Annotated in this window: 13 protein-coding genes; 6 read left to right on the forward strand and 7 right to left on the reverse strand. The window is 66.2% G+C overall.

The features are described from left to right. Positions 1-164: 164 nt before the first annotated feature. The 3 genes from U858_RS0116220 to U858_RS0116230 all read left to right on the forward strand — a co-directional run bounded on the left by U858_RS0116220 (position 165) and on the right by U858_RS0116230 (position 3,864). Complete coding sequence (locus U858_RS0116220) at positions 165-1,181, forward strand: amino acid ABC transporter substrate-binding protein (protein ID WP_025138197.1); 1,017 nt, start codon at positions 165-167, stop codon at positions 1,179-1,181. A gap of 148 nt (positions 1,182-1,329) precedes the next feature. Further along, complete coding sequence (locus tag U858_RS0116225; protein WP_025138198.1) at positions 1,330-3,471, forward strand: ATP-dependent helicase; 2,142 nt, start codon at positions 1,330-1,332, stop codon at positions 3,469-3,471. 111 nt (positions 3,472-3,582) lie between these two features. Then, positions 3,583-3,864 carry a peptidylprolyl isomerase gene (locus tag U858_RS0116230; RefSeq protein ID WP_025138199.1) on the forward strand — a complete coding sequence of 94 codons (282 nt, stop codon included), beginning with the start codon at positions 3,583-3,585 and terminating at the stop codon, positions 3,862-3,864. A gap of 129 nt (positions 3,865-3,993) precedes the next feature. Here U858_RS0116230 and U858_RS0116235 read toward each other — a convergent pair whose 3' ends face one another. The 5 genes from U858_RS0116235 to U858_RS0116255 all read right to left on the reverse strand — a co-directional run bounded on the left by U858_RS0116235 (position 3,994) and on the right by U858_RS0116255 (position 9,713). Then, a complete protein-coding gene (locus tag U858_RS0116235) occupies positions 3,994-5,025 on the reverse strand; it encodes a hypothetical protein (RefSeq protein WP_025138200.1) in 1,032 nt (343 codons plus the stop codon). Between the two features lie 295 nt (positions 5,026-5,320). Continuing rightward, positions 5,321-6,073 (reverse strand): ATP-binding cassette domain-containing protein, encoded by a 753-nt coding sequence (locus tag U858_RS0116240; RefSeq protein ID WP_025138201.1) that lies wholly within the window; start codon positions 6,071-6,073, stop codon positions 5,321-5,323. A gap of 32 nt (positions 6,074-6,105) precedes the next feature. Then, positions 6,106-7,068 carry a substrate-binding domain-containing protein gene (locus U858_RS0116245; RefSeq protein WP_025138202.1) on the reverse strand — a complete coding sequence of 321 codons (963 nt, stop codon included), beginning with the start codon at positions 7,066-7,068 and terminating at the stop codon, positions 6,106-6,108. Between the two features lie 15 nt (positions 7,069-7,083). Next, positions 7,084-8,028: an ABC transporter permease gene (locus U858_RS0116250; protein WP_025138203.1), complete on the reverse strand. Its 945-nt coding sequence runs from the start codon at positions 8,026-8,028 to the stop codon at positions 7,084-7,086. 140 nt (positions 8,029-8,168) lie between these two features. Continuing rightward, on the reverse strand, positions 8,169-9,713 hold the full coding sequence (locus tag U858_RS0116255) for an FGGY-family carbohydrate kinase (protein WP_025138204.1): 1,545 nt from the start codon (positions 9,711-9,713) through the stop codon (positions 8,169-8,171). Between the two features lie 283 nt (positions 9,714-9,996). On the opposite strand from U858_RS0116255, the gene U858_RS0116260 reads away from it, so the two are divergent. From U858_RS0116260 to U858_RS0116270, 3 genes are all read left to right on the forward strand, one after another. Continuing rightward, on the forward strand, positions 9,997-10,932 hold the full coding sequence (locus U858_RS0116260; protein WP_025138205.1) for a 3-keto-5-aminohexanoate cleavage protein: 936 nt from the start codon (positions 9,997-9,999) through the stop codon (positions 10,930-10,932). Positions 10,933-11,006: 74 nt separating this feature from the next. Beyond that, the gene (locus U858_RS0116265) at positions 11,007-12,206 is read left to right on the forward strand and encodes an ABC transporter substrate-binding protein (RefSeq protein ID WP_025138206.1); all 1,200 of its coding nucleotides are present in this window, start codon (positions 11,007-11,009) and stop codon (positions 12,204-12,206) included. A gap of 19 nt (positions 12,207-12,225) precedes the next feature. Further along, positions 12,226-13,044 (forward strand): SDR family oxidoreductase, encoded by an 819-nt coding sequence (locus U858_RS0116270; RefSeq protein WP_025138207.1) that lies wholly within the window; start codon positions 12,226-12,228, stop codon positions 13,042-13,044. 8 nt (positions 13,045-13,052) lie between these two features. Here U858_RS0116270 and U858_RS0116275 read toward each other — a convergent pair whose 3' ends face one another. Together U858_RS0116275 and U858_RS0116280 are read right to left on the reverse strand one after the other, a co-directional pair. Next, positions 13,053-13,982, reverse strand: coding sequence for a LysR family transcriptional regulator (locus tag U858_RS0116275; RefSeq protein ID WP_025138208.1), 930 nt, complete (start codon positions 13,980-13,982; stop codon positions 13,053-13,055). A gap of 134 nt (positions 13,983-14,116) precedes the next feature. After that, positions 14,117-14,719, reverse strand: coding sequence for a tail assembly protein (locus tag U858_RS0116280; RefSeq protein ID WP_025138209.1), 603 nt, complete (start codon positions 14,717-14,719; stop codon positions 14,117-14,119). Positions 14,720-14,724: the final 5 nt, after the last annotated feature.

The following is a 14,724-nucleotide window of genomic DNA, read 5'->3' on the forward strand; positions in this document are numbered from 1 at the left end:
CCAGGCCCGGTGCGGTTCTGCCGCCCGCCCCCCATAAATTCCGCCCAGTGGATTTAAGGGGAATTCCCCGATTCTCCGCCCCCAGCCCGGCCGATACCATTCGGCGCACTTCCGCCGGCTGGCGGGATGAAATCCATACGTTGCGCCCCTCGCGCGGAGACACCATGAAAACTTTGACCACTGTCGCGGCAGGCGCCGCGTTGCTTCTTTCGTCGTGGGGCGCCAGCGCGGGCGTGACGTTCGAAAGCGTCAAGAACAAGGGCTTCGTCCAATGCGGTGTGTCCACGGGCGTGGCGGGGTTTTCGGTCAATGACAGCAAGGGCGGCTGGATGGGCCTGGACGTGGACCTGTGCCGCGCGCTGGCCGTGACCATGTTCGGCGACGCGTCCAAGGCCAAGATCATGGCCGTCAGCGCCGTGCAGCGGTTTACCGCCCTGCAGTCGGGCGAAGTGGACGTCCTGCCGCGCAACACCACCTTGTCCCTGACGCGCGACACCACGCTGGGCCTGATCGGCGTGGGCGTGAACTACTACGACAGCCAGGGCATCATGGTGAACAAGTCGCTGAACGTGAAAAGCGCCAAGGAGCTGGACGGCGCCACGGTCTGCGTGCAGCCGGGCACCACCACCGAACTGAACCTGGCCGACTGGTTCCGTTCGCAGAACATCGTGTTCAAGCCCGTCGTCGTCGAACGCCTGGACGAGATCATCCGCGCCTTCGCCGTGGGCCGCTGCGACGCCTTCACGGGCGACAAATCCCAGCTGGCGGCCGCGCGCAGCAACCTGGCCAACCCCGAGCAATACGACATCCTGCCCGAGAACTTCTCGAAGGAACCGCTGGGCCCGATGGTGCGCCAGGGTGACGAGCAATGGTTCAACGTGGTTCGCTGGACGATGTTCGCGATGCTGGAAGCCGAAGAATATGGCGTGACGTCCAAGAACGTCGACGAGATGCTCAAAAGCACCAATCCGAACGTGCAGCGCCTTCTGGGCGTGACGCCGGGCATGGGCAAGAACCTGGGCGTGGATGACAAGTGGGCCTACAACGTCATCAAGACGATCGGCAACTACGGCGAAAGCTTCGAGAAGAACCTGGGCGAAACCAGCCCGCTGAAGCTGGCGCGGGGCCTGAATGCGTCTTACCGCAATGGCGGGTTGATGTATGGGTGGCCGGTCCGTTAAGGCCGCCTTCCCCCGAGAAACGAGCGCCCGGTGCGCTCGTTTTTTTTGCCTGGCGCGTCGGTGACGCATGGCCTTGCGGGGCACCGCGCCCGGATTTCACTTACGTAGTATCGTTGACGACCCCGGCCTTTCCCCTTCCCTCAGGTACATGACCCCTTCATCGATCTCCGTTCAATTCATCCCCACAGGTTTTGTTCCGACCGACGAACAGAGAAAGATCCAGGCGTCCCGCCATCGCATCAATCTGGTCCTGGCCAACGCGGGCGCGGCCAAGACCACGACGCTGGCGCTGCGCATTGGCGAAGCCATCAGCAAGGGAACCGCACCGGAAGAGATCCTGGCGCTGACGTTCACCGACGAAGCCAGGCAGGTCCTGCAGGCACGCCTGACGGCCGTGGGCATCGCCTACAACACGGCCCGGCGGGTTCGCGTGCAGACAGTGGAGGAATTTGCGCGGCAGGTGCTGGCCGGGATGGAAGATGCCGTGCCGAGCGCGCTGGCGTCGGTTCGCGAGCAGAAGGCCTTCGCGCTGGACGCCCTGGAAAACGTCGGCCCCAATAATCCCGACCGGGGCGATGTGCTGGATATCCGCACGCACAACACGGCGGTCAGCCAGTTTCTGGACAATCTGCTCAAGCTGAAAGCCACCCTGACGCTCATGCGTGGCGGCGACGGCATGGACCCGGAATTCGCGGCGGAAGGCCTTGCCGTGCCGCTGACCGATTATCTGTGGGCCATCGAGTATGAAAAACAGCGCATCGACCTGTTCGGATATGTCGAGGCGCGCGGCTTTTTCGATGCCACGTATGACCTGGCCTGCGCGCTGCGCACGACGCCTGAACTGCACCAGGCGCTGCCCGCATACAAGCTTGTCGTCTGCGACGAGCTGCACGACATCAACGAAGCGTCTTTCTGCATCATCGAAACCCTGCTGAATGTCCACCAGCCCTACTTTGTAGGCGTGGGGGATAAGGACCAGGTGATTTATTCGCACCTGGGCGCCGACGACGCCTTTCTGCAATATCGAATTGCAGCCAGTTTCCCGGACTGCGCGACGTTTCCGCTGTCGATGACTTACCGCCATGGCCCGCATCTGGCCTATGCCATGGAAGCGTTCAAGAACAAGGCCGTGGAATCGAATCTGCCGCTGCGCACGGAAATCCACGAGGCGCCCTATGCCGACCAGCCCGGCGCGTGCGGGCAACAGGTTGTAGAGGCCGTTCGTCAATGGCAGCAAGACGGCAAGCCGCTGGATGCGTGCTGCATTCTGTTTCGCGATCAGCATCAATCCATCGACATCGAAAACGCGCTGATGCAGGCGCAGATTCAATATCGCACGCTGACGATGCACAGCTATCTGCAACGCGACGAAATACTGTTTCTGCGCGGGATGCTGGCGATTGCGCTGGGCGATTTTCATCATGTGGCCTCACCTGAAACCCGGGCCGCCATCGTGGAAGCGCTGGCGACGTTTGCCGAGGTGCCGCTGACCCCGCAAGAACTCAGCGAAGCCAAGACGACGATCGCCAGGGACCCCGCCACGCTGGAGTATTTCTTCGAAGGCCAGATCAAGCGTGTCGGCAATCCTGCCGCCCGGGCACGCATCGAAAAGGCGGTGGAATATCTACGCAGCCTGGAACCGGCTGCCCCCGCCCATGCCGCGCTGGCAGCGGTCTGCGACTTCGTGGAAATGGAAAAGCTGGCGCAGCGCCTGTATGTCCACCCCTACGAGGCCTCTGTCGTGACCAAATGCGTAAACGGCTTCATCGGCACGGCGCGCAACTTGAACCAGAACCTGACCGACTTTTCCGCATGGATCGGAACCGCGGAGAAAGTCGCCGGGGCACGGCCCGGCAAAGCCACGGTATTGCTGGACTGCGTGGCCAACGTCAAGGGCAAGGAATTCGAACACGTGATCCTGCCCTTCCTGGATCAAGGCGAGTTTCCGAATCCGCTGCGCACGCTGTCGGAAGAGGAAAACCTGTTCTATGTGGCGGCCACCCGGGCCAAGTCCCGCCTGACCCTCATCCCGGCGCAAGATCCCGCGCGGCGCAGCCCGTTCATTGCCCGGATGCAACTGGCTGGCACGCTCAACCGCGCCAACAACGCCGTGCGACGCAATCTGGCCGTGCCCACGGCCACCGCCGGCCGCCGCGACCTGAAGGTGGCGTATGCCAACAAGGATGCGGTGAAATCGCTGGGCGCCCAGTGGGACCGCACCCGCAAAGTCTGGTATGTCCCCGACCACCTGGACCTGGAACCGTTCAGGAACTGGCTGGCCGAGCCGTGATCCGTCCCCGCCATGGCTTTTTGCTTGGCCCGTTTATGATGTCGGGGTAGCGAGTCCGTGCAAATGCGGTACTCTCCCCTCCCCAATCATTCCCCCCGCAAGGAGCCCAACATGGCACAAGCCTCCGCCCGTCACATCCTGGTCTCGACCGAAGCCCGCGCCAACGAACTGAAGACCGCCATCGCCAACGGCGCTGACTTCGCTCAAGTCGCCAAGGAAAACTCCAGCTGCCCGTCCAGCCGCGACGGCGGCAACCTGGGCACGTTCGGCCCGGGCCAGATGGTCAAGGAATTCGACACCGTGGTGTTCAGCGCCCCGGTCGGCGAAGTCCAAGGCCCGGTCAAGACGCAGTTCGGCTATCACCTGGTTGAAGTGACCAGCCGCAACGACTAAGTCCCCGCTGCTGCACGCAAAAAAGGCCGCCGCCAGGGTTTCCTGGCGGCGGCCTTTTTCATGGGTGGAACGCTTGCGATGCTAGCAGCGCCCGCCCGGCCACACAGTGGCACCGCGGGCGCCCTACCCTTACAGCAGATACAACCTGAACGGATACGCGTAGTAGATCTGCTCGGTCCGGTTCACCCGGCCTTCGAACTCTTTGTAGAGCTGCCTGCGGGTCTGGTACAGGGCATCCATCGGCGCCACGCCCTTGTTCAAGTCGCCAAAGAAGTAGCGCAGCGTGAGCGTCGAAGAATGCCCCGCTTCATTGCTGATGAGGGGCGCCACGTAATGGCGCGCGCCACTGCGGCGGGCCGCGTCGATGAAGGCCTTGCTCATGGCGAGTTGGCTGGCGTCCAGGTAGACCAGCTTGAAAGCGGCGCCTTGCAGGTCCTTGGGATACATGTCGTCTTCGCCCAGGCCGATGGCGTCGTTCTCGTCTTTTTCGGGCTTGCCCCAGGTAGGGCTGACGACGCCTTCGCCGCTGATCAGCAGGAAGTCGTAGCGGCTGCGCGCGAACATGTCCGGCGTGGCGCCGCTGATGAGCTGGAACTTGGAGCCGGGATAGAGCTTCTGCACTTCGCCGGTGCCGTCATCGGGATCCGTCTCCAGGTCGCGCAGGATGAGGCCCTTGGCGTGCGGCCCAAGACCCGCGGCCGGCGTGGCGGATTGAACCGCCGCTGATTGATCCTGAACCACGGGCGTGCCCCCGGCATCGGCGAAGCTGAAGGCGACCGGCTTCTGCACGAACAGCGGCACGCCATCCAGGGGCAACAGGTCCAGCGCGAAGTGCATGGACGCAGGTTCGATCTGGAAGATGACGCAGGGCGCTTTGCGCAGGCCCGGCAACATCGGGCCGAACAGTTCGTGGGACAGGATCGCCATGCGGGCATCGAAGCGCGCGTCCAGCCGCCGGTTCTCTTCGAGCATGTCGTAGACGCGTCGAAATTCCTTGGACAGGATGCCGGCGGAACGCTCGGGGCTGACGGTTTGCGTGGCGGTTTCGAAGGAAGATTGCAGCGTCAGGCGGTCGTCCTGCTGGTGCACGCCGATGCGCATGCAGCGTTCCGGCGAGACGGTGCCGGCGGCCGTCGTGGTTTCGACGGCTGCGGCCGCCATGCCAGAGGCGATTGACGCGAAGGCCAAGAGCGCCGCGCAAGTGCGGCGGCGTGCGGTACGGTGAGCAAGCGCGCGTTGAGGGAGCAGCCCGGAGTGGAAGGCGGCGGTGGGGGGCATGTGAGACGTCTCTCGGAAACCAGACCCGCCAATGCTACGCACGATCCTTGTGAAGGTCTGTGAAGTTTGCCGCTGACTTTGTCTGTGACGCGAGCCCCGAATGGCCCTGCCTGTTGGCCGGTCGCGACTGCCAGCTGCGCGACATCGACGAGCCGCGTGGCAACGCGTCACATGCCGGCTACGCCTTCCCCGTCATCACCATGTGGGCCAGGGCATCGGCATCCAGGCCGGCCACATCCCGCTCGATGACCTTGGCGCCGCTTTTCAGGATGGCAACGCGATCGGCCAGCGCCACCACGTCGGCCATGTTGTGGCTGATGAGAATGACGGTGCGCCCTTCTTCGCGCAGCTTGCGCACCAGGTTCAGCACCAGGGCGGTTTCCTTGACGCCCAAGGCCGCGGTGGGTTCATCCATGATGACGACGCGGGCGTCCCAACGCAGGGCGCGGGCGATGGCCACCGCCTGGCGTTGGCCGCCGGACATGCGCTCGACGGGCCGATCCATGTCGTCGATGGGCACCGACAGGCGTTGCAGGTAGCCGCGCGCTTCCTGGGCCATGCGGCGCTTGTCCAGCACGCGCAGCGGTCCGATGCGGCGCACCAGTTCGGCGCCCATGAAGACGTTTTCCCAGATGGACAGGCGCGGGGCCAGCGCCAGGTCCTGATAGATGGTGGCAATGCCTTGCACCAGGGCGTCGTGGGGCGAGCGGAACACGGCGGGCTTGCCGCGCAGGCTGAGCTCGCCGCCGCTGGGTTCCTGGGCGCCGGAGATGATGCGGATCAGCGTGGACTTGCCGGCGCCGTTGTCCCCGCAGATGGCCATGACGCGGCCTTCCGGCACGTCCAGGTCGACGCCCTTCAGGGCCTCGACGGCGCCGTAGGATTTGCGGACTTGGCGTAGCGACAAGGCGATGGACGGGGCAGCGGTCATGGCAAAACCATCAATCAAGGAAAATCAGCGCGTCACTTCGCGGGCGCGAGGAACTTCTGCACATTGCCGGCATCGACCAGCACCGAATCCATGAACAGGTACGGCCCGGACGCGATCTTGTCCTTGGGTTCCTTTTTGACGACGATGCGGTCGATGGCGTCGATGGCGGTCACGCCCAGCTGCTCGAACGGGATCATCATCGTGGCGGTGATGAGGCTGTTGGGGTCGGCGATGCGGCGGTACGTCTCGGGGCCACCGTCCACCGACACCAGGGTGATGTCGCCCTTCTTCAGACCCTGAGCCTGCAGCAGGTCGTCGATGACGTAGGCCTGGCCGTCGAACGAGGCCCACACGCCCTTGAACTGGCCCTGGTGGCGCAGGAGCAGCGCCTGCATGCCGTTGCGCACGTCGTCGCGCCAGCTTTGGGTGCGGGCCATGCTGAACTTGGCCAGGTCCTTGACGGCGGTGTTTTCCGACAGCACGGCATCGAGCATCTTGCTGCGGATGCGGGTGCCGGAATTGCCGTCGAAGCGGGCGGACAGGATGTTGCCCTGATAGCCCATCTTGCCCAGCAGGTACAGCACCGATTGCGCGCCGGTGGCGTATTCGTTGACCTCGACGTCGAACAGCATGTGTGGGCTGGCGCCGGACATCACGCCCACGACGGGAATGCCCTTTTCCTTGGCGGCCTGCAATTGGGCGTCGGTTTCCACCGGCTTGCCCATGGCGACGACAATCGCGTCGACCTTCTTGTTGACCAGGGTATCCAGCTGTTCAGCCAGTTTGGGCAGCGAGCCTTCGGCGTTCAGCTGGGTCACCGTCCAGCCCTTGGCGCGGGCCGCGTCCGAGGCAGCGTTGGCCGCGCGGGCATGGGTTTCCGAAGACATCTGGAAGGCGATGACGCCGACCTCGAAGGCGTGGGCGGCGCCGGCCGCGGCCAGCGCCTGCACGGCAAAAGCGCCCAGCAGCAGTGTGCGCGTGATGAGTCGGTTCATGGCGTTTCCCCTTGCTTATCCGAATTTGAAGGCCGCTTTCTTGAGCACGGCCGATGACACCGCGACGGACGCGATGATGATGAACCCCAGGACGATGTCCTGCACGTAATAGGCCGCCCCCATCAGCACCAGGCCGTTGCCCAGCACCTTCAGGATCAGCGCCGCGACCAGGGTGCCGGGTATGTTGGCGTGGCCGGGGTTGAACATGGTCATGCCCAGCAGCACGGCCGCGATGGCGTACAGGAAGTAGTCGCCGGCCATGTTGGGCGCGGCCGACGACAGGCTGGACGTGAGCAGCACGGCGGCCAGGCCGGCGCACAGGCCGGACAGCGCCAGGCCGATGCCCTTCATGGCATGGATGTTGATGCCGGCCAGGCGCGCGGATTCACCGGCCTCGCCGGTGGCGGTCATGCGGGCGCCGGTGCGGGTCCACTTGACCAGGAAGAAGGCGAACAGCACGGCGCCCAGCATCCACAGCACCAATGCCGGAATGCCAAAGGGCTTGGCGCGGGCCAGATCGGTAAAGGCGGTGGGCCAGCGGCCCACGTAGGACACGCCGTCGGTCAGCATGAAGGCAAAGCCGCGCGCCATGGCGGCCATGCCCAGCGTGGCGATCAGCGACGGCACCCGCAGCCGCGTGACGGCCATGCCGTTGACCAGGCCGCACAGCAGGCCCACGCCCAGCCCCGCGGCAATGGCCAGCACGACAGGCTGGCCGGTGTGCACCAGCGCGCCGGTGACCACGGCAGCCAGGCTGGCAACGTCGGCTACCGACAGGTCCAGCTCGGCCGTGACCAGCGCCAGCGTGAAGCCGATGGCGATGATGGCCAGGAAGCTGGTTTCCTTGGCGATGTTCAACAGGTTGTTGGGGGCAGCGAAGTTCGGGGCGGCGATTGCGAAAAAAACCACCAGGGCCACCCCTGCGATGGCCGTACCGTACTTTTCCAGGATGCCGCGCATCGACTCGACCCTTGCTGCGTTTGATGATGGCAGGGCGGCTGCGCCCTGCCGACCGGGTCTATGCCCTGGCCTGTGGCGTCGTAGTTTATACCCGGCGATGGGGCGTCGGCGCGGCTAGGCGCGGCCGGACGCCTAGGGTTTTACCCCAGCCGGGCAGCCGCCAGCGCGTGCGAGACCGGCGCCAGCGCGGCCTCGGCAGCGCGGAACTGGGCGTAAAGGCCGCGATAGACGTCGACGCGCGCGGCCTGGGGCTCGTAGCGCCGCGCCTCCTGCACCAGGGCGTCCTGCGCCGCAGCAAAGCCGGAAAAGCGGCCCAGGCCCGTCCACGCCGTGACCGCGGCGCCCAGGATGCCGGGCTGGTCGGCCTGCCCGACGACGACGGGGCGTTCGCAGATGTCGGCCTTGAGCTGGCACCACTCGGGGCTGGAGGCCGCCCCGCCGCCAAAGCGGATCTGCGCCACAGGGTGCCCCAAGGCGCCTTCGGCGCGTTCGAGCACGATGCGGTTCAGGAAGGCCACGCCTTCCAGCACGGCCCAGGCGAGGTCGCCCGGGCCATGGCGGCGGTTCAGGCCCAGGAAGGCACCGCGCAGGTCCGGGTCCCAGTACGGCACGCGCTCGCCCTGCAGGTAAGGCAGGAACAACGCGGGCTGCGGGTCGCGCGGGGCGGCCAGCAGCGTGCTCAGGGCGTCGCCCACGCCGGCCATGCCTTCGTCGCCCAGGCGGCCCAGCAGGGGCAGCAGCCAGGCAAGCGTGTCGGCGCCGTTCTGGCCAGGCCCGCCGATCTGGTGATTGCCGCCGCCCCAGTCCACGGTCATCAGGCCCTGAGCCTGCACGGGTTCGGCGCCGATGGCGCCGAATACTTCTGTGGTGCCCGAAATGTTGTAGGCATAGCCCGGCCGCAACGCGCCAAGGCCCGCGACAGCGGCCCAGGTGTCGTTGGCGCAGGCGATCACGGGGCGGCCCGCCAGGCGGGCCAGTGCGCCGGGCAGGCCGGCTTGCACCGGGCCGACGGTATCCAGGGGGTCGAGCAAGGCCGGCACCCAGGCGGGATCGGCGCCGATGGCGGTCAGCAGGTCGGTGGCGGACGGGGCCGCCTGCGCGGCGGATGCCTTGGCCGCAGCGGCCGTCGGGGCGGGCCGCGCCGATGCCGCCAGGCGGGCCATCGACACGGTGTCGCTGGCCGCCCGGCCCGTCAGGCGCAGGTTCAGGTAGTCCTTGGGGTCCAGCACGGTCCGCACGCGGGCGGCCTGGTCGGGTTGTGCACGCAGCAGCCACGCGATGCGGGCCCAGGGATGAAAGGCGTTGATCTGGCGGACTTCCGGATGATCCGAAGGCAAGGCCTTCAGCCATTGGCCCACGTCCGCTGCGGCACGCGTATCGCGCCAGGTGATCGCGGGCCGGATGGCCGCCCCCTGCGCATCCACGAACACCTGCGTGCGCGTGACGCCGCACAGGGCCAACGCTTGCACGGCATCGAAGGCCGGGCCGGCCTGCACCGCCAAGGTGTCGCACAGCACCTGCAGGCCTCGCCACCAGGCATCGGCGTCGATCTCGTCCCACCCCGGATGCGGGCCGGCGCCGGGCGGGCTGTCGATGGCGCAGGCATGGGCGGTGGCGCCCGACTCGTCCACCAGCGCCGCGCGAAAGCGCGTGCCGCCCAGGTCCACCGCCAGCACGTAGCTCATGGCAAGGCCTCGGCCAGACCGACGGCGCCGCGCGGGGCCATGACATCAGGGAGTGAGAAAAAATCGGACTTCAGAGGCACGGTCGCGTATCCAATCGCCCTGCCAGCGCCGGCAGGCTAAGCGTGCAACGATTGTATTTCAGGGGTGCGCTGCATCGCAGCACCGGATTCCCTATCAATTGATAATTTCTGTTCAGGTGACAGCCCCGATACCCTGCGACAGAATGGCCTGCACCCGGAGGAGACAACCGGGCCCCTGCAAAAAAACCAGAAGGTGCCAGGCCATGAAGCAGTCCAGGAACAAGGTCATCATCACCTGCGCCATCACCGGCTCGGTCCATACGCCGTCGATGTCGCCCCACCTGCCCGTCACGCCCGACCAGATCGCGCAATCGGCGATCGAGGCGGCCGAAGCGGGCGCGGCCATCGTGCACCTGCACGCCCGCCAGCCCGATACCGGCCAGCCCACGCAAGACCCGGCGCTGTATGCGCAATTCCTGCCCCGCATCAAGGCGGCGAGCGACGTGGTGATCAACATCACGACCGGCGGGTCGCCCGTCCTGCCGCTGGCCGACCGCATGGCGCCCGCGCTGCAGTTCAAGCCGGAAGTGGCCTCGCTGAACATGGGGTCGATGAACTTCGGCATGTATGAGTTGCTGGAGCGCTTCAAGGAATTCCAGCACGCCTGGGAACGCCCCTACCTGGAAGGCAGCAACGACCTGATCTTCAAGAACACATTCAAGGACATCGAGCACATCCTCAGGTCGTGCAACGACAACGGCACGCGCTTCGAGATCGAGTGCTATGACATCGGCCACCTGTACACGGCGGCGCATTTCGTGGACCGCAAGCTGCTCAAGCCGCCCTTCCTGATCCAGTCGGTCTTCGGGATACGCGGCGGCATCGGCACGCACCCCGAAGACGTGATGATGATGAAGCGCACGGCCGACCGGCTGTTTGGCGAGGACTACACCTGGTCGGTGCTGGCCGCCGGCCGCAAGCAGATTCCGCTGGCGACCCAGGCGGCGACGATGGGCGGCAATGTGCGCGTGGGGCTGGAAGACTCGCTGTGGGATGGGCCGGGCGAACTGGCGAAGTCCAACGCCGACCAGGTGCGGCGCATCCGCAAGATCCTGGAAGGGCTGTCGCTGCAGGTAGCGACACCGGACGACGCGCGCCAGGCCTTGCAACTGAAGGGCGGCAGCAACGTCGCGTTCTGAACGCGCTGGGCAAGCCTGCGCGGGCGCCGGCCAGGCGTGCGCGACAACAACATCCAAGGGATCAAGGAGACACCATGAAAAAGACATTGTGCGCGGCCGCGCTGGCCGCGGCGCTGGGCTGGGGCGCAGCCGCCCAGGCCGATGACGGCGTGATCCGCATCGGCTTCATCACCGATATGTCCGGCCTGTCGGCGGACGCGGACGGCCCGGGCGGTGCCGAAGCCATCAAGATGGCGATTGCCGATTTCGGCGGCTCGGTGGCCGGCAAGAAGATCGAGGTGCTGGTGGCCGACCACCAGAATCGCGCGGACATCGCGTCGTCGCGCGCCCGGGAATGGCTGGACCAGAAAGGCGTGAACATGCTGATTGCCGGGGCCAATTCGGCGGCGGCGCTGGCGATGGCCAAGGTGGCCGAAGAAAAGAAGACGCCGTTTTTCGTGGTGAGCGCGGGCGCGTCGGAACTGACCAATTCGCAGTGCACGCCCTACACGGTGCATTACGTGTACGACACCGTGTCGCTGGCGCGCGGCACCGCGCGCGCCATGCTCAAGGAAGGCAACAAGGACTGGTTTTTCCTGACGGTAGACCACGCCTTCGGCCAGGCGCTGGAACGCGATGCGTCGGCGGTGGTGACGGCCGACGGCGGCACCGTCAAAGGCCGCGTGCGCCATCCGCTGAACACAGCCGATTTCTCGTCGTTCATCCTGCAGGCGCAGGCATCCGGCGCCACGGTGCTGGGGCTGGCCAACTCGGCCAGCGACACCAGCAATGCCGTCAAGGCGGCCGCGGAATTCGGCCTGACACCCAAGATGAAGATCGCCGGGCTGCTGGTGCTGATCACCGATATCCACGCCCTGGGCCTGCAAGCCGCGCAGGGCATGTACCTGACCACGGCGTGGTACTGGGACCAGGACGACGCCTCGCGCCAGTGGGCCGCGCGCTTCGAGGAACGGATGAAGAAAAAGCCGTCGATGCTGCAAGCGGGCGATTATTCGGCTGCTACCACCTACCTGAAGGCCGTGGCCGCCACCAAGACGACGGACGGCGACACGGTGATGAAGTGGCTGAAGGCCAACCCGGTGAACGACTTCTTCGTCAAGGACGGCAAGATTCGCGCCGATGGGCTGATGCAGCACGACATGTTCCTGATGCAGGTGAAGACCCCGGCCGAATCCAAGGGGCCGTGGGACTACTACAAGCTGGTGGCGCGCGCCCCCGGCGACCAGATCTACACGTCGCCCGCGGAATCGACCTGCCGGCTGATGAAGCCCTGACCCGATACAAGGAACCTGAATGGCTGAGAAGCATCCTGTCCCCGGCGAGATCGGCGCCCTGCCCGTGGACCTGGCCGGCAAACGCGTGATCGTGACGGCGGGCGCCGGCGGCATCGGCGCCGCCATTGCCGGCGCGTTCGCGGCCCGCGGCGCGCGGGTCCATGTGTGCGATGTCGACGAGCAGGCCCTGGCGGCCTGCCCCCATCCCTGGCTGCGCGCCGACGTCAGCCGCCGCGACGAAATCGACCGCTACATGCAAGAGGCCCTGTCGCACCTGGGCGGCCTGGATGTGCTGGTGAACAACGCCGGTATCGCCGGCCCCACGGCGGGCATCGCCGACATCGCGCCCGACGCCCTGGACGCAACGCTGGACATCAACCTGGCCGCGCAATTCCATACCGTGCGGCATGCGCTGCCGGCGCTGCGCCAGGCGGGCGGCGGCAGCATCATCAACATCAGTTCGGTCGCGGGCCGCATGGGCGTGCCGATGCGCACGCCCTACGCGGCCACCAAATGGGGCGTGGTGGGCCTCACCCGCTCGCTGGCGGTGGAGCTGGGCGGCTACGGCATCCGCGTCAATGCGCTGCTGCCCGGCCTGGTGGCGGGGCCGCGCATCGATCGGGTCATCGAAGCCCGCGCCAGGAACATGGGATTGACGGTGGAAGAGGAAACGCGCCTGGAGCTGGCCGGCGTCAGCCTGGGCCAGTTCGTCCGGGCGGCCGACATCGCCAACATGGCGCTGTTCCTGGCTAGCCCGTTTGGCGCGATGATCAGCGGCCAGGCGATCAGCATCGACGGCGACTTGCAGTCACTGCCGTGGCAGCCGCCTGCGGATTGAGGCGCCGCCTAGTCCAACAGCTGGATCGTATCGGCGTACACGCCCTGCCGGCGCGCCTGGGCGCCGGCATGCAAGGCTTCCAGCAGGCGCTCGGCCACGTCTTGATTGGCGCTTTCCTTGCGGGTGATCAGCAGAAAATCGAACCACTGGCGCGACGTCAGCGGCAAGGCGACCAGATCCGGATAGGCCGACACGATGTCGGACGCCGACAACGCATTGACCAGGCTGATGCCGCGCACCGCCCTGACCGTACCCGCCAGCAATGTCATGTGCGCCTGCATGCCGGACCGCAGCTGCAGCGTATCGGCAATGTCGCCCTGCGGCATGACGTAGTCAGACCACAAAGGCTGCACATACGTGTCCGGCGCGATATCCACCACGGCCACCGCACTGGCGCCTGCCAACGGATGATCGCGATGGGCAATCGCCATGACCTCGGTGCGCAGGAACGGCCTGAAACTCAGGCGCGCGCTGTCTTGCGACACAGCGCCCAGGCCGACATCGGCGCGCATGGTTTCCACCGCACTGATGAGCTGCACGGACGATTCCAGGTCGATCGAGAATGGCCGGGTGCCGTTGGCCTGCACGTAGCGGCGCACGGCGTCGGACGCGTAGTCCAGCGCCAATGCGGGCGACGTCGCGATGCGCAGGCTGCGACCGCCGAACTGCTCGATGCTGTGCAGGGCTTCGTCGATGCGCACCAGTTCGTCCAGCACGAACTTGGCCTCGCTGTACAGGTACTGGCCGGCCTCGGTGGGGCGCAGCGTCTTGTGGGACCGGTCGAACAGCAGCACGCCGGTGGCGGCTTCCAGCCGCGAAATGGCGTGGCTGACGGCCGGCTGCGTCAGGTGCATGGCCTGCGCGGCCTGCCGGGTCGACCCCGTCATGACCACCGTATAGAAGATACGCAGGTCGTGGATATTGAAGTTGCGCTTCATGCGAGATCGCGGCTCCCGGTAGAACACGGCCGGCGGGGCCACGCCCCGCCCGGTTCCTGATTCTAGGGGGTATCGCCGCGGATCCACCCGCTGCCGCACGGGAAATCCGTCCGGCAACGGGAAAGCCCCTGGCGTTACGCCTGATCTTCTGAATAGATGCCGGCCGAAATGGTGGAACTGCCCACGATCAGCTCGCCGTACAGCAGCGGCACGGGATTACCCTGTGCCGTCGTGTTGACCGGGCCGTTGAAGTTGTACGACGCGCCGTTGTTGGGCCCGTCCTTGGCGCTCAACGCCCGCTGCTGGGGGCTCAGCATCTGCACCAGGCCTCCCAGGGCCATGGCCATGCCCATCGACGCCATGGCGCCCGAGAGCGTCATGGAGCCCCAGGCGATGGCGTTCAACCCGGGAATGAAGGACGCGACGATCAACGCCACCCCCACCACCACCTGCATCAGGCCGCCACGCTTGGCGCCCGTCGGCATGGGCGCGATGCGGATGTCTTCGTTTCCCGCCGGCCGCGCAAGCTCGTCTTCACCCAGGTTGCGCCGGCCGAGGAAGCAGGCGTAGCGCACCCCCTTCGATTCGCTGTCGAGCAGGCGGTTTTCAAAACCGGGCAGCAAGACGCACAACGCACGGATCGCCTCGGAAGTGCTGGACACGGCCAGCCGGTGCAACCGGCCGAATTCCGCGCCCAGCCTGCCGTAAAGGCGGATGGTTGTCAGTTGTTGGGTCATGGTCT

Source organism: Achromobacter sp. DH1f (assembly GCF_000633435.1).
In the GTDB taxonomy this organism is placed as follows: domain Bacteria; phylum Pseudomonadota; class Gammaproteobacteria; order Burkholderiales; family Burkholderiaceae_B; genus Achromobacter; species Achromobacter deleyi.